This window comes from Streptomyces jumonjinensis, assembly GCF_009600885.1.
GTDB lineage: Bacteria > Actinomycetota > Actinomycetes > Streptomycetales > Streptomycetaceae > Streptomyces > Streptomyces jumonjinensis.
Map to the genome: position 1 here is coordinate 71,156 of NZ_VCLA01000120.1, position 22,269 is coordinate 93,424.

A 22,269-nucleotide genomic window follows, 5' to 3' on the forward strand; every position below is an offset into this window, starting at 1 on the left:
GCCGGAGGAGGCGCTTCAGCTGTTCACCCGGATAGTGGGCGAAGAGCGGGTGCCGGCCGAGCGGGAGGCGGCGCTCGATGTGGTCGCGGCCTGCGGTTTCCTGCCGCTGGCGATCCGGATCGCCGCGTCCCGGCTGGCCGCCCGGCGCACCTGGACCGTCTCCGTGCTCGCCGCCAAGCTCGCCGACGAGCGCCGCCGGCTCGACGAGCTCCAGGCCGGCGACCTCGCCGTCAAGGCCACCTTCGAGCTGGGCTACGGCCAGCTGGAGCCCGAGCAGGCCCGCGCCTTCCGCCTCCTCGGCCTCGCCGACGGACCCGACATCTCCCTCGCCGCCGCCGCCGCGACCCTCGCCCTGCCGCCCCAGACCACCGAGGACCTCCTCGAAGCCCTGGTCGACACCTCCCTGCTGGAGTCCGCCGCACCCGGCCGCTACCGCTACCACGATCTCGTACGCCTCTACGCGCGTTCCTGCGCCGAGCGCGACGAGCGGCCCGAGGAGACCGAAGGAGCCCTCTCGCGACTGCTCGACTTCTATCTGGCGACCGTGACCCGCGTCTACGCCCTCACTCATCCGGGAGATCCGCTGCCGCGCCTTCTGGAGCCGGTGGAGCATCAGGGGCTGTCCTTCGCCGGCCGCCACGAGGCGCTGGACTGGCTCTACACCGAGGCGCACTGCGTGCTGGCCTTCGCCCAGCAGAGCCTGGTGGGCGGCAGGCTGCGGCGGGCCGTGGATCTGCTGTGGGCCGCCAAGGACCTGGCCGAGTCCGGCGCCAACTCCAAGCAGTACGCGTCCGCGTCGCGGGCCGCGCTCGCCGCCTCCCGCTCGGTCGGCGACGCCCGCGCCCGGGGCCGCGCCCACACCGTCCTCAGCAGTGTGCACCTGATGGCCGGACGCTATGCGGAAGCCGACGAGCAGGCCGAGCAGGCCGCCCGGTACGCCCGCCGGGCCGATGACCCCGCCCCCGTCTTCTGGACCAACAACGACCGGGGCATCATCGCCACCAACCAGGGCCGCCACACCGACGCCGAACGCTATCTGCGGCAGGCCATCCAGGACTCCCGGGCGGACGAGAACGGAGCGGGCGAGGCCAGCGCCCTCTGCAATCTCTCCCGGCTCTATCTCTTCATGGGCAACAAGGAGCCCGCGATCGACCTCGCCCGGCAGGGGCTGGAGATCCTGGACCGCCATGGGCTCACCATGCGGCTCGCCAACGCCCACTACACGCTCGGCGTCGCCCTGACCGAGGCCGGACGGCACGAGGAGGCCCTGGAACAGCTCCATGACGCCCTCGACGGCTTCGAGGCCAACCGGCAGCGGCTCTGGGAGGGGACCACCTACTTCCGGATCGCCCAGGCGCATCTCTCCGCCCTCCGCGCCGGGCGGGCCGCCCAGCACGCCGAACAGGCCCTCGCCATAGGCTTCATCGGCGGCGACCAGATGCGCGCCAGGGTCCTCATCACCCTCGGCCGGGCGCTCTCCACCCTCGGCCAGGCGGACCGGGCACGCGCCTGCTGGCAGGAGGCGCTGACGCTGCACGAGCAGCAGGGGTCGGCGGAAGCGGAGGAAGTGCGCGGGCTGCTCGACCCCCTCAGCGCCGTCTGAGGCGGTGCCCCAGCACTCTGTGACAGCTTTCTTCCAGGACGTTCATCGAATGTTTATGGGCATCCGACATGCTCAGTGCAGTCAATCCGCCGCGTCGGGGGGCAGACGGATCGATGAGGGACCTTCACCCAGCCGGGGGGCGGGTGGAGATCCACGGCCTTCCGTCCGGCGACCCTCGGGGGAGTCTCCGGGCGGAAGGCTGTTTCTGCTTCATAGTTTAAGTTTCACGTACAGCAAAATCCCATGGGGGACAGAATGAGCGACACCGAGAACGACACCACCCTGGACGTCACCAGCACGGACAACTACAACCCGGCTCCGCCCAGGGTCATCCGGGAGAGCAAGCCCGGCAAGCCCGCCAAGCCGCAGGACAACTACAACCCGGTGGCGCCGGTCGGCCTCGGCACCACCGAGGGTCCCGGCGCCGAGGCGGCCGTGATCACCACGGACAACTACAACCCGGCTCCGCCCCGGATCATCACGGACAGCGAGCCCGCCAAGCCCCAGGACGACAGCTACACCTCGGCTCCCGTGGCGAGCTGACCCGGGACCGGATTCAGGGCCGGTCCCGGAGCCGGGAGCCCCGTGAGCCGTACGGGGGAACGGAATTCGGCTCACGCCCCGGCAGGTCTCCGGAAACACCCGGCTTCTCCCTCGCTATTCAGGCCGGACCGCGGTCCGCGCACGGTGGAGAAGCCGGGTTCACGGCCCGGGGAACCAGGGTTTGTCGGATCACCGCCGCACCGGGCCTAAAAGGCCCTGAAACGAAAAGGACTTCAGCTGAATATCTGAGCTGAAGGTCCGGTCCAGATCATCGAATCCCGGGGGAGAGTCATAACTTTGAGTGATGATCTGGAAGCGAAGGACTGATCGGGACTTCACCCGATGGTGTACGGCCGCGACGGCACGGAGGGGAGCCGTCGCGGCCTTTGCGCGTCCGCCTCCGCACTCCCGATCAGCGGTCCCACACCATGTCACCACTGCCTCGACACCCCTCTGACGCTCCATCAGGGACATCGGGCGCAACTGTCCGGCAGATGTCGGAGCGACACAAGTTCTTCGAGCAAAACCCCCCGCGATCACTTGATGACGGTGTGTACTTGGGCGGGTCGTTTCCCAGACGACTTCACCCCCCACCGCCCCCGAGGTCTATTCGATGATCGAGATACCGGATCTGGCCATCGTCGCCGCCGGGACCCTGTTGGCTTTCTACATCGGAAGTGAACTCATGCGCTCCCGTCGCCAAACGGCCCGGCAGCGCGAGGAGATCGATTCCCTCCGGACCCGGCTGGACGCCGTCCGGCAGGAGACCGCCCGTGCCGTACGGGCGTACTCCGCCGAAGTCGTCCCTCTGGCACAGCAGCGCATTCCGGCCGCCGCCGTCCGAGCCGCCCACCCTCATGTGCAGGTACCCGGCCCACTCGACCCCGAACTCACGGACGGTGAACTCGGCGCCGCTCTGGACGCGGCCCTCGACGGCGTCGCCGCGGCGATGCTCCAGGAACGCAAACGGGTCGACGCCGCCGCCCGGGCCGGGATGCGCGGGGCGACCCGTGAGATCCAGGCCGGGCTCTACCGTCTCCAGGACGTCCTGCGCGGACTGCAGCAGCGCTACGACGACCCCGAACTCTCCCAGACCCTCTACTCACTCGACCACGAGAACGAACAGTCCCTGCGCCGTGCCCAGGTCGCCGCCGTCGTCTGCGGCGCGTGGGTGGGGCTCGCCCGCCAGGAGTCGCATCTCGTGGACGCGGTGACCGGCGGACAGTCCCGTCTCATCGGCTATCAGCGGGTGCACATCAGCAACCATCTGGAGAACGGCACCGCCCTCGTCTCGCACGCCGTCGAACCGGTCGCGATCATCGTCGCCGAACTGCTCGACAACGCGCTGCGGCACTCCTCGCCCGACACGACCGTCGCGGTGAATCTGGAGCGCGCCAACCACGGCGTCACCGTAACCAGGGACGACGCCGGTGTGGGCATGGCCGCGGACGAACGGTCCTACGCCCAGCGCATGGTGGCCGGAAGCGATCCGATCCTCCTGTCCGAGCTGGGCGACCCGCCGCGGATGGGACTGGCCGCGATCGGACAGCTGACCCGGCAGTTCGATCTGTCGGTGGATCTGTCCTCGCCCTCTCCCTACGGCGGAGTACGGGCCGTACTGCTGGTGAGAAATCATCTGCTGAGCCATATCGACCCGGCCGAGCGCCCCCAGGCGGCGAGCGCGCCGCACTCCACCCGCGGGAACGCGGCCCTGCCGGAGCCCTTCACCACAGGGGTCCCCGGACCGGCCGGACCGCCGGGGGCGCCCGTCGCCCCGGGCGGACCGGCCGGACTCCCGGCCCAGGCGCCTTCCGTGCCCGTGGCCGTGCCGACAGGGGGCGCGTACCCGGAACCGAGAGGGGCCGCGTACCCGGAACCGCTGCCCAGCGGAGCGCCGCACCGCCCGGTGACCCCGGCGCCGCCGCTCCCCGGACCGGCGGCTCCGGAGGCCCTCCCCGCCCGAATCTCCCCCTCCCCCTCGCTCGCCCCGTTCTCCGATGCCATCACCCACGACCCCGTGCCCGCCCCCGACGACGAGGCGCTGCCCCGTCGCCGCCGCCGGCTCCACGCCGCCGCACCCCCCTCCGAGATCCAGGCCCGCCCCCAGCCCGCCACGCGGACTCCCGAAGAGGCCGCCGCCGCGCTCGGCGCGCTCCAGGCCGGGACCGCAGCCGCACGCAATGCAGCCGACCCCGAAGGGAACGACCCCCGATGACCAGCCGCACCTCCCGCGACACCGGCGATACCGCGTGGGTGCTCGACCCGATTCTGGAAATCCCCCATGTCCGCGCCGCCGTCCTGCTGACCAGGGACGGCCTTGTCTCCGGTTACTCCGACCGGCTCTCCCAGGCGTCCGCCGAGCGGGTCGCCGCCATCACCAGCACCGTGCAGGGCGCCTGCCGCACGGCCGCCGCGGCCTTCGCGGACAAGGACGGCGCGGAAGTACGCCAAGTGGTCGTCGAATCCGACCACGGCTACATCCTGGTCGCGCCCACCACCCACGGAACCTGTGTGGCCGCCTATGGCGATCCCGAGGTACGGCTCGATCTGCTCGCCCACCGCGTCCACTCCCAAGTGGCCCGGCTCGGCGAGAAGGCGATGGCAGCCGCACCCCGGGGAGCCAGTGGCCACACGACGCCATGACCGGCCGCCGAAGCGGGCGGCCCCTGGTCCCCGCATATGTGTCCACCGGCGGAAAGACCCGGCCGAGCCGGAACAGCCTGGAGCGTCTTTCGGTGCTGACCGGACTGACGATCTGCCCGGGCGAGAGCGCCGCCGGACCGTCCGGCGGCGCCGGGCCGCCCTTACCGGACCCCGGCGCCCCCCCGGGCGTACGGACAGAACCCGCCGTGCGGACAGAACCCGGCGTACGGACGGATTCCGGCGTACGGGCAGAACCCGCCGTACGCCACGACCCGCGGCAGCCGCGCGCCGAAGCACGTCAGGAGGTCCGGCGGCCACGCCACACCCCGGGCGCGGCCCCGCCCGTCCCGGGCGATCTCCCCGCCGCCCAGCGCACCCTGCTGGGCACGCTGGACGGCGGATCGCTCACCGTGGTGGAGACGGCGGCCGTGCTGGCGCTGCCCGTCTCCGCCGTACGCGTCCTCGCGGCGCACCTGATCGACCTGGGACTGGTGAGCGCTCGCCCGCCGATCCCGTATGCCGCCCAGCCCGACCTTGATCTGTTGGAGAGAGTCGCCGATGGCCTCCGCGCCCTCAAGCTCTAGCGGCCTGCACCTGCCGGACAGCGCCCGCGAACTGGTGAAAATCCTGGTCGCAGGCCCGTTCGGGGTCGGCAAGACCACCCTGATCGACTCCGTTTCCGAGATCCGGCCGCTGCATACCGAAGAGCAGCTGTCCGAGGCGTCCGTAGCGGTGGACGACCTCGCCGGTGTGCGGGACAAGACCACGACCACCGTCGCCATCGACTTCGGGCGGATCTCCCTGAACGGGGGGATCGTCCTCTATCTGTTCGGCACCCCCGGGCAGGAGCGGTTCCGCTCGCTCTGGGCCGAGATCGCCTATGGCGCGCTCGGCGCGCTGGTGCTGGTGGACACCCGCCGTATCGACGACTCGTTCGAGGTGCTGGGGCTGGTGGAGGACGCGGGGCTGCCGTACGCGGTCGCGCTGAACACCTTCCCCGACTCGCGCCAGTACACCGAGGAACAGCTGCGCACCTCGCTGGATCTGGACCCGGGCACCCCGATGATCGCCTGTGACGCCCGGGACGCCCATGCCTCCGTCGACGCGCTGAGCTCCCTGGTCCAGCATCTGCTCATCCGGGCGGGACGGGGCGGGGCGGCGGCCGGCATGCGGAGGGCGCCCCGATGAGCCCGCCGCACCCGCCGCACCCGCCGCACTCGGTGAACCCGGCGGGCTCGGCGGGCGCCGTGCCCGCCATCTCCGCCCCCGTACGGCTCTGGGAGGACGGCTTCGCCGTCGACCCGCACGCCTACTACGAGATACTGAGGTCCCAGGGCCCGGTGGGCTGGGCCGAGCTCGCCCCCGGGATCTTCGCGTATGTCGTCGTCGACCGGCGGGCCGCCCTCGATCTGCTGCACGACACCGAGATCTGGTCGCACGACCCGCGCCCCTGGGAGGCCACGGTCTCCGAGGACTCCCCGATCCTCGGCATGATGCGCTGGCGGCCCAACATCCTCTTCGCGGACGGCCAGGCCCATATCCGCTACCGCCGCACCCTGGTCGACGCCGTCAGCCTGGTCGAGCCGCACGATCTGCGCGAGCGGGTGCACCGGGCCGTGGACATCCTGGTCTCCCGCTTCGGGCCCCGGGGAAGCGCGGATCTCGTCTCCGAGTTCTGCCGCCCGCTGATGGGGCTGATCTTCAACAACCTCTTCGGGCTGCCCGACAGCGAGAGCGACCGCCTCACCGACTCCATGGCGCAGATGATCGAGGGGACGGAGCGGGCGGCGCAGGCGGAGGTGGAGTACGGGAAGTACGTACTCGAACTCATCGCCGCCAAACTGACCGAACGCGGCGACGACCTCACCAGCTGGCTCCTCGACCATCCCCTGGGACTCACCCCCGAGGAAGTCACCTGGCAGGTCTTCATGACCCTCGGCGCGGGTCATGAGCCGACCGCCAATCTGGTCTCCAACGCGCTCTCCCGCATCCTGGGGAACCCGGCGTACTACACGACGCTCACCAGCGGCTCGCGGCCGGTGATGGACGCGGTGGTGGAGGTGCTGCGGTACGAGACCCCGCTGGCGAACTACGGCATCCACTACGCCCGCAGACCGCTCAGTTTCCATGGCGTGTGGATACAGGCCGCCGTGCCGGTCGTCGTCTCGTACGGCGCGCTGGCCTACTTCGCGGAGAAGGAGTCCCGGGGCGCGCACCACCCGGGCGACGCCTCGCATCTGTCCTGGTCGGCCGGGGCGCACGCGTGCCCGGTGAAGCAGCACACCCTGCTGATCGCCACCGAGGCGATCGAGCGGCTGACGCAGTGGCTGCCGGATCTCGATCCGGTGATCCCCCGGGAGCGGCTGACCTGGCGTCCGGGGCCGTTCCACCGTTCGCTGACACAGTTCCCCGTCCGGTTCACCGCCCGTACCCCCGATCAGTCAGGAGAGCGCGAATGAGCCTGCCGTCCGCCATATCCATCGACCCGTTCGGCACCGACATCCTCGCGGAGGCCGCGCGGCTGCGGAAGCTGGGCCCGGTGGTCCCCGTCGAGCTGCCCGGCGGCGTCCCCGCCTGGGCGCCGACCCGCTACGACACCTTGCGCGCCCTGATCCTGGACCCGCGCGTCAGCAAGGACCCGCGCAGGCACTGGTCGCTCTTCGACGAGGTCGCCGAACACCCGGGCTGGAGCTGGATCATGGGCTGGGTGGGAGTGGTCAACATGCTCTCGTCCTACGGGACCGATCACACCCGGCTCCGCAAGCTGGTGGCGCCGAGCTTCACCGCGCGGCGGACGGAGTCGATGCGGCCACGGGTGGAGGAGATCACCGGGGAGCTGCTGTCCTCGCTGGAGGGGGCCGCGTCCGACGGTGTGGCGGAGCTGCGGACCGCGTATGCGCAGCCGCTGCCCATAAGGGTGATCTGCGAGCTCTTCGGGGTGCCGGACCCGATGCGCCCGGATCTGGTCGACACGATCGCGGCCCTGATCAACACCTCCGATCCGAGCCCGGAGCACGCGGCGTACGTACAGGAGCGGATCGGCACGGTGCTGCCCGCGCTCATCGCCCATAAGAGCGAGCACCCGGGCGATGACATGACCACCGAGCTGATCCGGGTCCGGGACGGGGACGGGGACCGGCTGAGCGGCGATGAGCTCGTCTACACGCTGCTGCTGGTGATCGGCGCGGGCTTCGAGACGACGGTGAACCTCATCGGGAACGCGGTCGTGGAGCTGCTGCGGCATCCGGCGCAGCTGGCGGCGGTGCGGGCGGGGGAGATCTCCTGGGACTCGGTGATCGACGAGGTGCTGCGGGTGCGGCCGTCGATCGCGAACCTTCCGCTGCGGTTCGCGGTCTCGGACATCGAAGTGGCGGGGGTGACGATTCCGGCGGGGGACGCGATTCTGACGACCTTCGCGGCGGCGGGGTCGGATCCGGGGCAGTACGGCGCGGACGCGGCGGAGTTCGACGCGGGGCGTGGCGCGGACGACCATCTCTCCTTCGGCATAGGGGTCCACCGCTGCATCGGCGCTCCGCTGGCGCGGATGGAGGCGCTGACGGCGCTGCCCGCGCTGTTCGGCCGCTATCCGGGGCTGCGGCTGGCGGCGGGGGGCGGGGGGCTGCGGCAGGTGCCGTCGTTCATCGCGTACGGGTGGGAGGAGATACCGGTGCGGCTGGGGTGAGCCGGCGGTCGGGTGTCAGGGGCCGGTGTCCCCGGAGGTCGTGGCCCCCGGAGGCGTCAGGGGCGGCGGGCGCGGAGGGCGGTCTTCAGGACCTTGCCGCTCGCGTTGCGGGGCAGCGACGCCAGGAACTCGATCCGCCGGGGGACCTTGTAGTTCGCCATCTCCCGGCGGGCCCAGGCGATCAGATCCCCCTCGGTGACCGTCGCCCCCGGCCGCCGGACCGCATACGCCATCCCCACCTCCCCCAGCCGCGCGTCCGGGACCCCGACCACCGCCACATCCGCGATCTCCGGGTGCAGGCCGATCAGCTGCTCGATCTCCGCCGGGTAGGCGTTGAACCCGCCCACGATGAACATGTCCTTGATCCGGTCGGTGATCCGCAGATTGCCGGCCGGGTCCAGCACCCCCACATCCCCCGTGCGCAGCCAGCCCTCCTCGTCGATCACCGCCGCCGTGCCCTCCGGGTCCTCGAAGTACCCCCGCATCACATGGTGTCCGCGCACCAGCACCTCCCCCGGCTGCCCCGGCTCCGCCAGCACGCGCAGCTCCGTGCCGGGGATCGCCCGCCCGGAGGTGGTGGCGATCGTCTCCGGGGAGTCGCCCCTGCGGCACATCGTGACGATGCCGCTCGCCTCGGAGAGGCCGTACGCCGTCAGTACGGTCTCGATGCCCAGCTCGCCCCGGAGCCGCTCCACCAGCCGCAGCGGCACCACCGCCGCGCCCGTCACCACCAGGCGCAGCGCCGAGAGGTCGTGCTGCTCGCGGGTGGGGTGGTCGAGGAGCGACTGATGGAGCGCGGGCGGTCCGGGCAGTACGGATATGCGCTCGGCCGCGATGTTCGCCAGGACCGTGTCCGCGTCGAAGACCGGCTGGGGCACCATCACCGCGCCGCGCATCAGGCAGGCGATGATTCCGGCCTTGTAGCCGAAGGTGTGGAAGAAGGGGTTCACGATCAGATAGCGGTCGCCCTCGCGGAGTCCGGCGAGTTCGCTCCAGACGCCGTAGCAGCGCAGTGTCTGCATATGGCTGATGACCGCTCCCTTGGGGCGGCCCGTGGTGCCGGAGGTGAAGACGATGTCGGAGGGGGAGGCGGGGTCGACCGAGTCGGCGCGGACGCGGACCTGGGCCGGGGTGATCGGGTCGCCGCCCGCGAGGAAGTCCTTCCAGGTGCGGTACTCGTCGGGTGCGCTGTCGGCGAGGACGACGACCTGTTCCAGTTCGGGGAGTTCGGTCCGGGCGCGGCGCAGGGCGGCGACATAGGAGGCGCCGAGGAAGGTTCCGGTGACGAAGAGCAGCCGTACCCGGCCGCGGCGGAGGACGTCGGCGGCCTCGGCGCCCTTGAAGCGGGTGTTCAGGGGCACCAGGACCGCGCCCGCGGTGACCGCGCCGAGTGCGGAGACGATCCAGTCGAGGGTGTTGGGGGCCCAGATCGCGACCCGGTCGCCCCGGTCGACGCCCGCGGCCATGCACGCGGCGGCGGCGCGTTCGACGCGCGCGCCGAGTTCGGCGTAGGAGAGCCGGGTGCGGCCCTCGACGACCGCCTCGCGTTCCGCGTACCGGCGGGCGGCGTCCCGTACCAGCCGCCCGATGGTGCCCCACTCCAGGTCGCCGCGCATGGAAACCCTCCCGCTCGGTAGCTGACTAAGCGTCAGATTAGCTGTAGCCTGACGCGCTGTCAGCAGTAGGGATCGAACGGCGGAGGTGCCCGTGCCCGGTCTCAAGGACGCGACGGCGATAGCCGGGATAGGCCAGACGGCCTTCGCGAAACAGCTCCCCGAATCCGAGAAGACCCTGGCCTGCCGGGCGATCACCGCCGCGCTCGACGACGCGGGGATCGCCGCGTCGGAGGTCGACGCCTTCGCCTCGTACACCATGGAGGAGACCGACGAGGTCGAGATCGCCAAGGCGATCGGCGCGGGCGACGTCACCTTCTTCTCCCGGGTCGGCTACGGCGGCGGCGGCTCCTGCGCCACTCTCGCCCATCTGGCCGCCGCCATCGCGACCGGGCAGGCGGGCGTGGGGGTGGCCTGGCGCTCGCGCAAACGCGGCAGCGGGCCCCGGCCCTGGCGGAACACGGCCGTACAGCTGCCCACCCCGGCCCAGTGGACCCGGCCCTTCGGGCTGCTGCGGCCCGCCGACGAGATCGGCATGCTGGCACGGCGGTACATGCATGAGTACGGGGCGACCCGCGACCATCTCTTCAATGTGGCGCTCGCCTGCCGCAACCGGGCCAATCAGAACCCGGCGGCGATGATGTACGAGCGGCCCCTGACCCGCGACATGTATATGACCTCGCGCTGGATCAGCGAGCCGCTCTGTCTCTTCGACAACTGCCTGGAGACCGATGGCGCGCTGGCCTGTGTGCTCGTCTCCGCAGCGCGGGCCCGGGACTGCCGGCGGCGGCCCGTCTATCTCCACTCGGTCGCGCAGGGGCTGCCCGCCCAGCACCACGGCATGGTCAACTACTGGAACGACGACCCCCTCGCCGGACCCGCCTGGACGGCCGCCCGGCAGCTGTGGAAGACGGCCGACTTCGGTCCCGAGGACGTGGACGTGGCCCAGATCTACGACGCGTTCACCCCGCTCATCCCGCTCTCGCTGGAGGGGTACGGCTTCTGCGGGCGCGGCGAGGGCGCGGCCTTCACGGAGGGCGGCGCGCTGGAGATCGGCGGACGGCTGCCGCTGAACACCTCGGGCGGCGGGCTGAGCGAGGCGTACGTCCATGGCTTCAACCTCATCACCGAGGGGGTGAGACAGCTGCGCGGCACCTCCACCGCGCAGGTCCCGTCCGCCGCCACCTGTCTGGTCACGGCGGGCGAGGGCGTGCCCACATCGGCCGTACTGCTGAGGAGTTGAGATGGCACTGCTCGATCCCGTCCCCGACGACGACGGGGCGCCGTTCTGGGAGTACGCGGCCCGGGGCGAACTGCGCGTCCAGTACTGCGCCGCCTGCGACGAGCCGCGCTTTCCGCCGAGGCCGTGCTGTCCGCACTGCCAGTCCTTCGACAGCGGGTGGCGCCGGATGAGCGGGCGGGGCCGGATCTGGTCGTTCGTGGTGCCGCATCCGCCGCTGCTGCCCGGGTACGCGGAGTTCGCCCCGTACAACGCGGTGGTGGTGGAGCTCGCCGAGGCACCGCGCATCCGGCTGGTGGGCAATGTGGTCGCGGCGGCGGACGCCCCGCTGGACTCGGTCGATCCGGCCCGGCTGCGGATCGGGGCAGCGGTGAAGGCGGCGTTCACCGAGGCGCGGGACGGCGGGCTGCGGCTGCCGCGCTGGCTGCTGGAGCGGGCATGAGCGTCCGGGTGGAGACGGACGCGGTCGGGGAGAGCGGGGTGGCCGTGGTCGTACTCGACCGGCCCGCCAAGCACAACGCGATCGATCTGGAGATGGCCGCAGGGCTGGCAGCCGTGTGGCGGGAGTTCCGCTACGACGACGCGGTGCGCGCGATCGTGCTGACCGGCGCCGGGACGAAAGCTTTCTGCACGGGGATCGACCGCTCGGTGGAGGTGCGGCAGCCGCCGTCCCCGTACTCGATCGACGATCCGCTGATCGCGATCGGCCCGAAGGCGAACGACCTCTGGAAGCCGGTGGTGGCGGCGGTGGAGGGGATGGCCTGCGGCGGGGCGTTCTATCTGCTGGGCGAGTGCGAGTTCACCGTCGCCTCGCGCGAGGCGACCTTCTTCGACCCGCATACGAGCTACGGGATGGTCAGCGCGTACGAGTCGATGTATCTGGCGCAGCGGATGCCGTACGGGGAGGCGGCGCGGCTGGCGCTGATGGGCACGGCGGAGCGGATGTCGGCGGCGCGGGCGTACGAGACCGGTCTGGTCTCCGAACTCGCCGCGCCCGGCGAGGCGGTGCGGGCCGCGGTGCGGGCGGCGGCGGTGGTGGCGTCGTATCCGACCGGCGCGGTGCAGGGGACGGTACGGGCGGTCTGGGCGGCGGGCGAGGCGGCACGGGCACAGGCGTTCGCCCTGGCCCCGCATCTGATCGCGCTGGGGAGCCTGGGGACGGAGGAGCAGGGGGAGCTGTTCGGGGGGCGGAGCGGGGCGTACCGGGTGCGGTAGGCCCCGGCCGGGGCGGGGCTCGGGGTCCACCGGCCGGGGACGCCCGGCGCCGTCACTCGTGGCCCGGCGCGGTCACTGGTACCAGACGCCCCGGATCGCGCCGCGCTGCTCGGTGGGCCGGGCCCCGGCAGGCAGTACGGCGGCGTCCTGATCACCGCGTACATGCTGGTAGAAGTCGGGCGCCGGGAGGCCCCGGGTCTGGAGCCAGCCCTTGCCGCGCACATGCCCGGCGGCCCGCAGCGCGGCCGTCTGTCCCGGCGGGGCCGACTTCTCGTCGTACAGCTGGCAGATCGTCTCGTCGTCGTCGGCGAAGAGGAACCGGGCGGCGTAGGCCCTGCCGTCGTGCACCCATGCGTACAGCACCAGCGGTCTGCGCAGCATCGCCCGCATCCAGTCGGCGGTGGCGCGGGCGAGTTCGTCGTTGGTGCCGGTGGTGTCCAGGGCCCAGCCGGTGGGTTCGTCGGGCAGGGAGTAGAGCTGGTTGTGCAGCCGGTCGCCCCGCACCCGGTTGCCCCGGAGATGGACGCCGAAGTCGAACAGGCTCATCGGCCAGGCGGTGTCGCTCAGCGAGAGAAAGACCAGCAGCGTCTCCTCGTCGTCGAGACGGTCGATCCCGCTCCCGACATCGGGCGTGGCCCAGGCTTCGGTGTGCTTCTTCAGCAGGTCGAGGAAGTCCTGCTCGATGGGGGTGACGCGGAGGTCGTCCTCCTCGGCGCCGTCGCCTTCGAGGTCGTCTTCTTCGAGGTCTTCGATCTCGAACCAGGGGTGCTCGGCCATGATCGGGACCTTATCCGATGCCCCTACCAGCCTCTTTACGCCCCGGAGGGGCCGACTCTCCCCCACATGGACGGCCGTCGCTCCGGGCACGGAAGGGCATCGGGACGGCGGCCGCCGCCACCGACGCTACGCCAGCCGCGGGAACCCCGCCATCGGAGGCCACGGCTTGGCGGGGGGGCAGCACCGGGGACCTCGCCGCCAAGCCCTCCCCGCGCCTGGCACGAGAGGGCGGACCGGCACGCGCCCCGCCCGGAGGCCGGGGCACATCCGGAACGGGTTTCACACGACGGTGACGCCCCGGTGAGCCGCCCACTCCCTCGCGGCTTCGTGCATGGCCTTGCGGGAGGGCACATCGGGCTTCCGCTCGACCATCTCGCGCCACAACCGCACGGTCGCGGCGGCGAAGGCGTCGACGGCCCGCGCGTCGGCCTTCTCCCACGCCCTGCACCTGTCCGCCCAGGACTCGGCGCTTTCGGCGGTGTGCCCTGACGCTACGAGGTGCACGGTGAACATGGCCACGTCGATGAACGCCGCGCCTCGGGTCGGCCAGCCCCAGTCCACGGCCCACACGGTGTGATCCCCGACGAGGAGGTTGAACGGATTGATGTCCGCGTGCAGCAGTGAGTCCCCCCGGAACAGCTCCGTCTCGGCATCCGTGGTCGCGAACCGATCCCACCGCGTCTCCGTCCAGTCCCGGGCGACGTCCGGTACATCGAGTTCCCCGATCCTGTTGAGCAGTCCGACGACTGCCGGCAGATCCGTTCCGCCGGGCCGGAAGTCCGACTCTCTGCCGTTGACGGCCTCAAAGCCCAGGACAACCCACTCCTCGTCCTCCGCCGACCACAGCAGAGCCGGGGAGATCGGCCGGACGAACCGGTTGATCGACTTCTCGCGGATGATGGAGTCCCGGCGCCCGCCGGGCCGGTTCCGCATCGCCTTGACGAAGAAGGAGCCCTTCTCACACCGGACCACGGCCGTGAGATCGGACATCGCCCCGCGCTCTGTGCGCCGGACATCGATCACGTCTCCGGTATGGGGATGAACGCGCGCCCAGAATTCGGGGCCGGGGTCACGGGTCATGGGCGTCTCACCTGTACAGGCCGCATGGGTCACTCGGAAAGCCAGGAGTGCACTCCTGGTCCGGACCGCATGGGACGATCGGGTTCTGATCGGGCTGACACGGAGCGTTGTCCGGGTAGCAGGAAGGCTCCTGATCGGGTCCGCAGTCACCTCTGCCGACTGCGCCACGGATGAACCGGTTGGCCTCGGCCATGGCGGCACCGTCGAGGATATCGGCCAGCGCAGTGTCACGGATGTTGCCGGCACTCATCCAACCGGAGAAGACACATGGCGCCACATCACCCGTGGGGCCGACCGAAGCCCTCCCCGAGCCACACCGGCCGCAAAGGCTCGCGGCCTCCGGGGCCTCGTCCTGTGCGCCTCGCCCGAACCGGCGGACATGGTCGACTCCGATTCTGGTCACGCCCAGGGATTCAAGGTCCCGCCGCGCCTCGGCGACGCGCTGAGCGCTGCCGCCGACGATGACGCCCGCCCTGAGCGGGATACCGAGGCTGACGGCTTTGGCGATGTTCGCCCGGGTACGTGTGTGGCTGCGCCGGCCGGTCATGGCATCGTGTTCACCGGCGTGGTCGGAGTAGTAGGACGTGGCGAGGGTGACGCCCTGACGCTGGAGCAGGTCCCAGCACATGTCGGGGACGTGGACCAGATTGCTGAAGACTTCCGACCACAGACCGAGAGCCAGCGCGTGATCCAGCAGCGCGGGGAAGTCAGGGTGCATGGTCGGCTCCCCGCCGATGAACTGCACGTGCGTCATGCCGGTTGCGGCGGCCTGGTCCAGGACGCTGATCCAGTCCTCGCGAGTCATGGCACCGTGGGAGCCGTCCGGTCCAGAGGCGTTGTAGCAGTGAACGCAGTGGAGCTGGCACTTTCGCGTCAGGTCCAGCCACAGCAGCCGGGGCACGGCTGCTCCGCCGCCCGGCTGCACTTCCGTGGTCGTCGTCATCATGCGGCCTTTCCCCCTTGGATTTCGGACTCCGCCACTGTGAATCAGTCGGTCTGCCTGCGGAATGGAAGAACCGGTCAATTCCGGCTGAGCGTCGCCGCACCGTCGGCCGATCCGGACCAGCCGTGATGCCACGGTGGACCGCCCCTGCGGCCTTCGCCCTCGGGGCCCATGGAGCTCGCGCTCCCGTGGTCCCATGGCCCGTTCTCAGGCCCCCTCCCGGACCGCGATCTCGAACCAGACGGCCTTCCCCGTGGGCCGCCGCCGCGCGCCCAGGAGGGACACACCCCACGTCCGTGCGCAGCCGTACGCCACGGAATGGAGCGAGGTTCGTTGAACGAGGTAAGGCCAGTGAAGGGTGCACGCCCGTCTCCCGACGTCGGAGGGAATCGGGCCTGCCGCCGCCGTGACCCGGCCGCCAGTGGCTGCCCTCACCTGGGCACACTGCGGCTGGTCAGCGGAACAACATAGCTACCTATACCCGGAACAAAGTAGATCCGCACGGATCGGATCACTCGTACGAGGGAGACTTGCCCCCATGCCACCACGGACCGTCACCACCGCGCGCCAGCGGCGCCTGGGCGCGGAGCTGCGCAAGATGCGCGAAGCGGCCGGGATCAACGCGAGAGAAGCCGCGTCGATCCTGGGCATCGACCACACGAAGATCAGCCATATGGAGACGGCGCGGTTCGGGGTCGGGTCCGGTCGGCTGCGTGCCCTGGCCGATGCCTACAGGTGTACGGACCGGGAGTATGTGAACGCGCTGGTGGCGATGGCCACGGATCGGACCAAGGGCTGGGACGAGGAGTACCGGGGCGTGCTCCCGGCCGGCTTTCTCGATCTGACGGAGCTGGAACGCAACGCGACGTTCCTCCGTACGTATCAGATCGCGCATCTGCCGGGGCTGGCCCAGACCGAGGACTACGCGCGCGCCGTCTTCGAGTTCGGCTTCCCCCGGATGTCGGCAGAGGATGCCGAGGTAAGGATCGCGCACCGGCTGCGACGGGCACAGATCCTCGACGCCGAGGATGGACCGGCTTTCACCGCCGTGGTGCACGAAGCGGCCCTGCGGATGCGGTTCGGCGGACCCGAACTGGCGCGCAAGCAGCTTGAGCACCTGCTCGCCCTCTCCGAGCGGCCGGGGTGCACCATACGCGTACTCACCTTCGAGGCCGACGGCTTCGCGGGATCGGGGCAGGCGGTGCTGCTGGCCGGAGGGCCCATGCCCCGGCTCGACACCGTACATCTCGACTCCGCGCACGGGCCGTTGCTCCTGGACGCGGAGGCGCCGCTCAACGCCTATCGCGATCTTCTGGCGGCGATGGAAGACCGTAGCCTGAGCGAGAAGAAGTCGCGCGACGTCATCCGAGGCATCGCGCGCTCTCTCTGAAGGGGCATGAGATGCCGGACAAGGCTTGGCAGCAGTCCTCTTACTGCGGCGGCGGCGGCAACAACTGCGTGCAGGCGAAGCGGGAAGGCACCGCCATACATCTGCGGGAGAGCCAGCGTCCGGACGATGAGATCACCATGACGCCGGATCAGTTCGCCGCGTTCGTCCAAGGCGTCAAGGCAGGCGAGTTCGACCACCTGATCTGAGTGCCCCGGCAGCGGAGCCGACGGCCGTACCCGTACCCGGCAGCGGCGGCCCGCTGCCGGGTACGGGACGGGTACGAGTACCGGCTAGCGCGGGCGGCCCGTCGCCGTGCCCTTCACCGCGTCCAGGGCGTAGACGCAGCGGTCCTTGCTGCACGCGTAGACCACGCCGCCCTTCGCCACCGGCGAGCCCGTGATCTCGCCGCCCGTCGCCAGCTTCCACCGGAGCTGGCCGCCCGCCGCGTCCAGGGTGTACAGCACATGGTCCGCCGAGCCGAAGTGGACCCGGCCGTCCGCGACCACCGGGGCGCCGACGACCTCGCCGCCCGCCGCGAAGCGCCACATCGGAGTGCCCGTCACCGCGTCCAGGGTGTAGAGCGCGCTCCCGCTGCCCACATGCACATTGCCGCCGGTGACCAGCACCGGCTCGATCGACTGGCGGGACTCCGTCGCGATCCGCCAGCGGTCCTTCCCGGTGAGCGCGTCCAGCGCGTACACCGTGCCCAGATAGTCCGCCAGATACACCCCGCCGCCCGTGACCGCCGGGCCCGGCGCGAAGGCCGGAGGGGAGAGGAAGACCGCCGGCGCCTCGAAGTGCCAGCGCACCAGCCCGCTCGCGACATCGATCGCGAGCACCCGGGCGCCCGCCGAGACATAGACATGGCCGTCCGGCGCGGGGTGCACCCGGACCGGGACGCTGCCGCAGGACGCCGCGTCGCCGACCGGGTAGGACCAGCGCTCATGACCCGTACGCGCCTCCAGGGCGCGGAGCCTGGCGTCCTTCCAGACGTAGACCGTGTCGTCGTGTATGACCGGTCCGGCCTCCGGGGTCTCGAAGTCCGTCTGCGCCCCGGTCACCTCCCACAGCTTCTCGCCGTTGGACGCCTCCCACGCCTGTACGCCGCCGCCGCGCGTCCCCGTCAGCACCGTGCCGCGGGCCGTCTTCAGGGAGTACACCCAGGCGTCCGCCTGGAGCCGCCACCGCTCCTGGCCGCCCACCGCGTCGAGCGCGTACAGCGTGGGGCCGTCCGAGGCGTGGATGCGTCCGCCGTCGACGGCCATCGCCCACGCCACGTCCTTGGTCTTGAACTGGCGCCGGCCGGTGCCGGTGTCCAGCGCGTGGACCTCGAAGGAGGTGACGTACAGCAGATCGCCCGCGACCACCGGAGTGCCCCAGACGTCGTTCGACATCCGGAAGCGCCACGGCCGCCAGTGAGCGGGGCCGTCCGGCGGAGACGCGGGCGGGGGTACGGGGGCCGCGGGGGCCTGCGGGGCGGGCGCGTGTCCTGGGGCGGGCGGGTGTCCCGGGGCGCCCGCCGGAGGGCGGATCCAGCCGGTGGCCGGGGCCGCCTCGGCGACCGCGGCCCGGGCGGGGTCGGCCACCCGGGGGCCGGGGCCGATCGGGACATCGACCCCCGGCAGCCGTACCGGACCGGCCGCGACGGGCACGCTCGTCCGGGGATCGGCCCCCGGCCGCTGGCCCGAGCCCCACTCGGGGGCGCGTCTCGGCGGCGAGGACGGCATCGGCGGCGGCTGCGGCGGCTGCGGTCCGCGGTGCGGCGGGGCGGCGGGTCCGACCGGCGCGATGGTCCGGCCGCCGCCGCGCCGCTGCTCGATCATCGCCGTCGCCCGGCCCGGCAGCCAGGCCGACGCCGTGCCGCTGTCATCGCCGCCGGAGGCGAAGAGATGGGGGGCGAGCTGCGCCTGGAGGTCCTCCGGCGAGGGGCGCAGACCGTGCTCGGTCTGCATGCACGCCTCGATCAGCGGACGCAGCTCGGCGGGCAGGCCCTCCAGATCGGGGCCCTCGCGCAGCAGCATGAACACGGTCTCGACCGGGTTCGCGCCATGGAAGGGCGCATGGCCGGTGGCCGCGAAGACAAGGGTGGAGCCGAGCGAGAAGACATCGCTCGCCCCGGTCACGCTGCGCGAGTCGCGCGCCTGCTCGGGGGACATGTACGCGGGGGTGCCCACGGCGACGTTGGTCATGGTCAGCCGGGTGTTGGAGACCCCGGACGCGATGCCGAAGTCGATGACCCGCGGGCCGTCCTCGACGACCAGGACATTCGACGGCTTGAGGTCGCGGTGGACCAGTCCCGCGCCATGGATCGACTGGAGTGCCTCGGCGATGCCCGCCGCGAGCCAGCGCACGGCCCGTGCCGGGAGCGGCCCGCACTCGTTCACTATCTCCTCAAGGGAGGGGGCGGGGACATACGCCGTCGCCAGCCACGGCACCGCGGCCCTCGGGTCGGCGTCCACCACCGCCGCCGTGTAGAAGCCGCTGACGGCCCGGGCGGCCTCCACCTCGCGGGTGAAGCGGACACGGAACAGCTGATCCTCGGCGAGCTCGGTGCGTACGGTCTTGATCGCCACCCGGCGGCCGGACGCCGACCGGGCCAGATAGACCAGCCCCATGCCCCCGGCTCCGAGCCGGCCCAGCACCTCGAACGGCCCGATCCGCCTGGGATCGTGCTGCGTCAGCTGCTCCATACCTGCCTGCCACCTCCCCGTACGGGCCCTGTCTCACCCCTGAGACCCTCAGCGGCGGTACCCGCCCTGATTCTCCCTGTACAACCCTAGGGTTGCGAAACCCCGGGGGCGGATCGGGGTGTCTCGGCCTGATTCGGGCGCAGAGCCCGCTCCATCGCGGCGGAGTCGGCCGTCGTCCCATGTCAAGAGGGCGGACCGGCTGCCACGGGCATCACGGCGGGATATATTCGAACATTTGATCACTAGACTGCTGGGGGGCTTGAGCCGGGGCCGCACCCCATTTGCAGTCGGCCGAATCGCGCCGGGATCACCCGTCGGTAAGCTGACGGCATGACAGGACAAGTACGCACTGTCGACGGCCGCGTGGCCGGACGACGCGGCCAGGCGACGCGGCAGAAGCTGCTCGACTGCCTCAGCGAGATGCTCAGCTCGTCGCCGTACAGGGACGTCAAAGTCATCGACGTGGCCCGTAAGGCGGGCACCTCGCCCGCGACCTTCTACCAGTACTTCCCCGACGTCGAGGGCGCCGTCCTCGAACTCGCGGAGGAGATGGCCAAGGAGGGCGCGGGTCTCACCGCGCTGGTCTCCGGGCGGAGCTGGACCGGAAAGGCCGCCTGGCAGGCCTCGGAAGACCTGGTCGAGGGCTTTCTCGACTTCTGGCGCCGCCATGACGCGATCCTCCGGGTCGTGGACCTGGGGGCCGCGGAGGGCGACAAGCGGTTCTACAAGATCCGTATGAAGATCCTGAACTCCGTCACCAACTCCCTCACCGAGGCGGCGAAGGGGCTCCAGGCCAAGGGCCGGGTCGACAAGGACGTCAGCCCCGCCGCGATGGCCGGTTCGATCGTCGCGATGCTGGCGGCGGTCGCCTCGCACCAGAAGGGGTTCACCGCCTGGGGTGTGAAGCAGGCCGAGCTGAAGCCGAATCTGGCGCTGCTGGTGCACCTCGGCATCACGGGCCGGAAGCCGACGAAGTAGGGACACGCGACCCCGCGGATCCCCGCTCCACAGAGGGCGGAGCCGGGGCAGAGCCGGGGCGGTGTCAGCCGTCCGTGCCCGGCTTGACGCCCCAGATGTAGATCTGGTCCTCCAGCGCCAGCAGATCCCAGAGCTTCTCCGCGTCCGACAGACGCAGATTCACACATCCCGCGGAGCCGCCGCCGTCGTAGAGATCGTCCAGACGGCCGTGCAGGGCCTGGCCTCCGTCGAAGAACTGGGCGTACGGCATGGGCGCGTTCTCATAGATCGTGGAGACATGGTCGCGGCTGCGCCAGTAGATCGAGTGCCAGCCGAGCCGGGTCTCCTCGGCGTCCCGCCCTGTGCGTATCGGCACGGGCTGAAAGATCACCTCTCTGTCCCGCTGGACCCACAGCACCTGGCGGTCGAGGTCCACGCAGGTGACGCGGTAGCTGCGGACGGGGCACTCGCCCTCGGCGTTCGGGTCGGCGCGGGCCTTGAGGGCGACCATCCACCGGTAGGTGGCGAGACCGGCGTACCCGTTCGCCGGCTCGATGGCGTTCGCGCTCTGGAACGCGCGGATGGCCTGGCAGTCGGCCGTCGACTGGACCCCGTCGACCGGGAGCTTCAGATACTCCTCCAGGGGGCGCTGATAGGGGCCCGTCCTCGCGGTGCACGTCTCCGCACGCGCGGCGGAGGGGGTGACCAGGGTGAGCGCCAGGGCCAGGGTCACTGCCGTGAGGGCCGCGGTGCGGGCAGCAGGTCGTACCGCGGTGCGTGCCGCGGGCCGTACCGCTGTCCGTATCACCGGCCGGACCGCTGACCGTGCCATCGGCCGTGGTGCGGGCGTCGGGGTGGGGGTGGTCCGCATTCCGTGCTCCGTTCTCGTACGACGCCGTTCTCTCGTACGACGCCGTGCCCGCGGGTCAAACCGGTGAAGACGCGGAGGACGCGGACGGGCTGGGGAGCCCGTCCGCGTCCTCACGGAATCTCAGGAGGTCGGGGGATCAGCTCTGGTAGAGCTTGTCCTTGCCTCCCTTGCCCTTGCCGGGCTCGCCGCGCTTGTTGGCGACATCGACGCTGACACCGTCAGCGGCGTTCTCCTCGGTGATGACGATCGGGCCGAACACCGGGTTCTCCGGCAGTACATAGCCCTCGGGTACGTCGGTCTCCAGCAGGTAGTACGTCCCGGTGTTAAGGCCTTCGAAGAGACACTCACCCTGGGCGTCCGTGGAGCAGCCGTTTCCGATGGGCGTGTCGGAGGGGTTGCCGCCCGACGACGTGGTCTGGAGACCGGGAACACCGTTGGTCTCCTCCCACAGCTCGAACACCGCACCGGCCAGGTCGAGGCCGTTCTTGGCGTCGGTCTTGTGCAGAGTGATCTTCCCCTTGACCGCCGGGGTCCTGGTGTCCTCGGCGGTCACGGTCACGCCCTGGGAGGCGTTGTCGTTGGTGAGGACCAGCGGACCGAAGACGGGGTTGGCGGGCAGGTCGTAGCCGCTGGGTGCGGCCGTCTCCTGCCAGGAGTAGGTACCCGTCGCGACCGTCCGGGTGCACACGCCGTTCGCGCCCGTGGTGGACGGGCCGTTGACGGTGGTGTCCGGGTTGATGCCGATGGTCTGGAGACCGGGGATTCCGTTGGTCTCCTCCCACAGCTGGAACACCGCGCCGGCGAGGGTCGCGCCTGTGTCGGCGTCCTCCTTGACGACGGTGACATCGCCGGTGACCGGCACGGTCGGAGTGTTCTCCGCCGTCACGGTCACGCCCTGCGAGGCGTTCTCGTTGGTGAGGACCAGCGGACCGAAGACGGGGTTGGCAGGCAGGTCGTAACCCGCCGGAGCGGCGGTCTCACGCCAGTAGTACGTACCCGTCGCGACCGTACGCGTGCACTCG

21 protein-coding genes and 1 pseudogene are annotated in these 22,269 nt (G+C 71.1%); 15 read left to right on the forward strand and 7 right to left on the reverse strand.

What is annotated here, in order from left to right:
- The 9 genes and pseudogenes from FF041_RS14095 to FF041_RS14130 form a co-directional block, all read left to right on the forward strand.
- A partial coding sequence (locus FF041_RS14095; protein ID WP_153523186.1) for a tetratricopeptide repeat protein occupies positions 1 to 1,603 on the forward strand: 1,603 nt, incomplete at its 5' end.
- A 255-nt stretch (positions 1,604 to 1,858) separates the two neighbouring features.
- Positions 1,859 to 2,146: a hypothetical protein gene (locus FF041_RS14100; RefSeq protein ID WP_153523164.1), complete on the forward strand. Its 288-nt coding sequence runs from the start codon at positions 1,859 to 1,861 to the stop codon at positions 2,144 to 2,146.
- Between the two features lie 613 nt (positions 2,147 to 2,759).
- Positions 2,760 to 4,361, forward strand: a complete 1,602-nt coding sequence (locus FF041_RS14105) for an ATP-binding protein (RefSeq protein ID WP_153523165.1) — start codon at positions 2,760 to 2,762, stop codon at positions 4,359 to 4,361.
- On the forward strand, positions 4,358 to 4,789 hold the full coding sequence (locus tag FF041_RS14110) for a roadblock/LC7 domain-containing protein (protein WP_153483177.1): 432 nt from the start codon (positions 4,358 to 4,360) through the stop codon (positions 4,787 to 4,789). The genes FF041_RS14105 and FF041_RS14110 overlap by 4 nt, the downstream gene beginning before the upstream one ends.
- Positions 4,786 to 4,890 (forward strand): annotated as a pseudogene (locus FF041_RS40755) (DUF742 domain-containing protein); the annotation flags it as partial. The gene FF041_RS14110 and the pseudogene FF041_RS40755, both read left to right, overlap by 4 nt.
- A gap of 105 nt (positions 4,891 to 4,995) precedes the next feature.
- The gene (locus FF041_RS40325; RefSeq protein ID WP_323391855.1) at positions 4,996 to 5,373 is read left to right on the forward strand and encodes a DUF742 domain-containing protein; all 378 of its coding nucleotides are present in this window, start codon (positions 4,996 to 4,998) and stop codon (positions 5,371 to 5,373) included.
- The gene (locus FF041_RS14120) at positions 5,348 to 5,977 is read left to right on the forward strand and encodes a GTP-binding protein (RefSeq protein ID WP_153483175.1); all 630 of its coding nucleotides are present in this window, start codon (positions 5,348 to 5,350) and stop codon (positions 5,975 to 5,977) included. The genes FF041_RS40325 and FF041_RS14120 overlap by 26 nt, the downstream gene beginning before the upstream one ends.
- Positions 5,974 to 7,248, forward strand: a complete 1,275-nt coding sequence (locus FF041_RS14125; RefSeq protein WP_153523167.1) for a cytochrome P450 family protein — start codon at positions 5,974 to 5,976, stop codon at positions 7,246 to 7,248. The genes FF041_RS14120 and FF041_RS14125 overlap by 4 nt, the downstream gene beginning before the upstream one ends.
- A complete protein-coding gene (locus FF041_RS14130) occupies positions 7,245 to 8,471 on the forward strand; it encodes a cytochrome P450 family protein (RefSeq protein WP_153523168.1) in 1,227 nt (408 codons plus the stop codon). Before FF041_RS14125 ends, FF041_RS14130 begins: the two co-directional genes overlap by 4 nt.
- Before the next feature lie 56 nt (positions 8,472 to 8,527).
- On the opposite strand, the gene FF041_RS14135 is transcribed toward FF041_RS14130, so the two are convergent.
- Complete coding sequence (locus FF041_RS14135) at positions 8,528 to 10,087, reverse strand: FadD3 family acyl-CoA ligase (RefSeq protein ID WP_153523169.1); 1,560 nt, start codon at positions 10,085 to 10,087, stop codon at positions 8,528 to 8,530.
- Positions 10,088 to 10,178: 91 nt separating this feature from the next.
- Here FF041_RS14135 and FF041_RS14140 point away from each other — a divergent pair, with 91 nt between their 5' ends.
- The 3 genes from FF041_RS14140 to FF041_RS14150 are packed head-to-tail and all read left to right on the forward strand — an operon-like array spanning position 10,179 to position 12,539.
- The gene (locus FF041_RS14140) at positions 10,179 to 11,327 is read left to right on the forward strand and encodes a lipid-transfer protein (RefSeq protein WP_323391851.1); all 1,149 of its coding nucleotides are present in this window, start codon (positions 10,179 to 10,181) and stop codon (positions 11,325 to 11,327) included.
- A gap of 1 nt (position 11,328) precedes the next feature.
- Entirely contained in the window at positions 11,329 to 11,766 is a 438-nt protein-coding gene (locus FF041_RS14145; RefSeq protein ID WP_153523170.1) for a Zn-ribbon domain-containing OB-fold protein, read from the forward strand.
- On the forward strand, positions 11,763 to 12,539 hold the full coding sequence (locus FF041_RS14150; protein WP_153523171.1) for an enoyl-CoA hydratase/isomerase family protein: 777 nt from the start codon (positions 11,763 to 11,765) through the stop codon (positions 12,537 to 12,539). Before FF041_RS14145 ends, FF041_RS14150 begins: the two co-directional genes overlap by 4 nt.
- A gap of 72 nt (positions 12,540 to 12,611) precedes the next feature.
- On the opposite strand, the gene FF041_RS14155 is transcribed toward FF041_RS14150, so the two are convergent.
- The 3 genes from FF041_RS14155 to FF041_RS14165 all read right to left on the reverse strand — a co-directional run bounded on the left by FF041_RS14155 (position 12,612) and on the right by FF041_RS14165 (position 15,342).
- Positions 12,612 to 13,316, reverse strand: a complete 705-nt coding sequence (locus FF041_RS14155; RefSeq protein ID WP_153523172.1) for a hypothetical protein — start codon at positions 13,314 to 13,316, stop codon at positions 12,612 to 12,614.
- Between the two features lie 279 nt (positions 13,317 to 13,595).
- On the reverse strand, positions 13,596 to 14,306 hold the full coding sequence (locus tag FF041_RS14160; RefSeq protein ID WP_228388196.1) for an RIO1 family protein: 711 nt from the start codon (positions 14,304 to 14,306) through the stop codon (positions 13,596 to 13,598).
- A gap of 97 nt (positions 14,307 to 14,403) precedes the next feature.
- Positions 14,404 to 15,342, reverse strand: coding sequence for a radical SAM/SPASM domain-containing protein (locus FF041_RS14165; protein WP_323391856.1), 939 nt, complete (start codon positions 15,340 to 15,342; stop codon positions 14,404 to 14,406).
- 535 nt (positions 15,343 to 15,877) lie between these two features.
- On the opposite strand from FF041_RS14165, the gene FF041_RS14170 reads away from it, so the two are divergent.
- Together FF041_RS14170 and FF041_RS14175 are read left to right on the forward strand one after the other, a co-directional pair.
- On the forward strand, positions 15,878 to 16,729 hold the full coding sequence (locus FF041_RS14170) for a helix-turn-helix domain-containing protein (protein ID WP_153523174.1): 852 nt from the start codon (positions 15,878 to 15,880) through the stop codon (positions 16,727 to 16,729).
- Positions 16,730 to 16,740: 11 nt separating this feature from the next.
- Positions 16,741 to 16,935, forward strand: a complete 195-nt coding sequence (locus tag FF041_RS14175; protein WP_153523175.1) for a DUF397 domain-containing protein — start codon at positions 16,741 to 16,743, stop codon at positions 16,933 to 16,935.
- Positions 16,936 to 17,019: 84 nt separating this feature from the next.
- Here the strand turns inward: FF041_RS14175 and FF041_RS14180 are convergent, their stop codons facing one another.
- Positions 17,020 to 19,419 (reverse strand): outer membrane protein assembly factor BamB family protein, encoded by a 2,400-nt coding sequence (locus tag FF041_RS14180; RefSeq protein ID WP_153523176.1) that lies wholly within the window; start codon positions 19,417 to 19,419, stop codon positions 17,020 to 17,022.
- 330 nt (positions 19,420 to 19,749) lie between these two features.
- Between FF041_RS14180 and FF041_RS14185 the strand changes: the two genes are divergently transcribed.
- On the forward strand, positions 19,750 to 20,397 hold the full coding sequence (locus tag FF041_RS14185; RefSeq protein ID WP_153486358.1) for a TetR family transcriptional regulator: 648 nt from the start codon (positions 19,750 to 19,752) through the stop codon (positions 20,395 to 20,397).
- Between the two features lie 64 nt (positions 20,398 to 20,461).
- Here FF041_RS14185 and FF041_RS14190 read toward each other — a convergent pair whose 3' ends face one another.
- Both FF041_RS14190 and FF041_RS37865 read right to left on the reverse strand, forming a co-directional pair.
- Positions 20,462 to 21,208 (reverse strand): L,D-transpeptidase family protein, encoded by a 747-nt coding sequence (locus FF041_RS14190; protein WP_153523188.1) that lies wholly within the window; start codon positions 21,206 to 21,208, stop codon positions 20,462 to 20,464.
- A 175-nt stretch (positions 21,209 to 21,383) separates the two neighbouring features.
- Positions 21,384 to 22,269: MSCRAMM family protein (locus FF041_RS37865; protein WP_267133194.1), on the reverse strand; the 886-nt coding region annotated here is incomplete at its 5' end.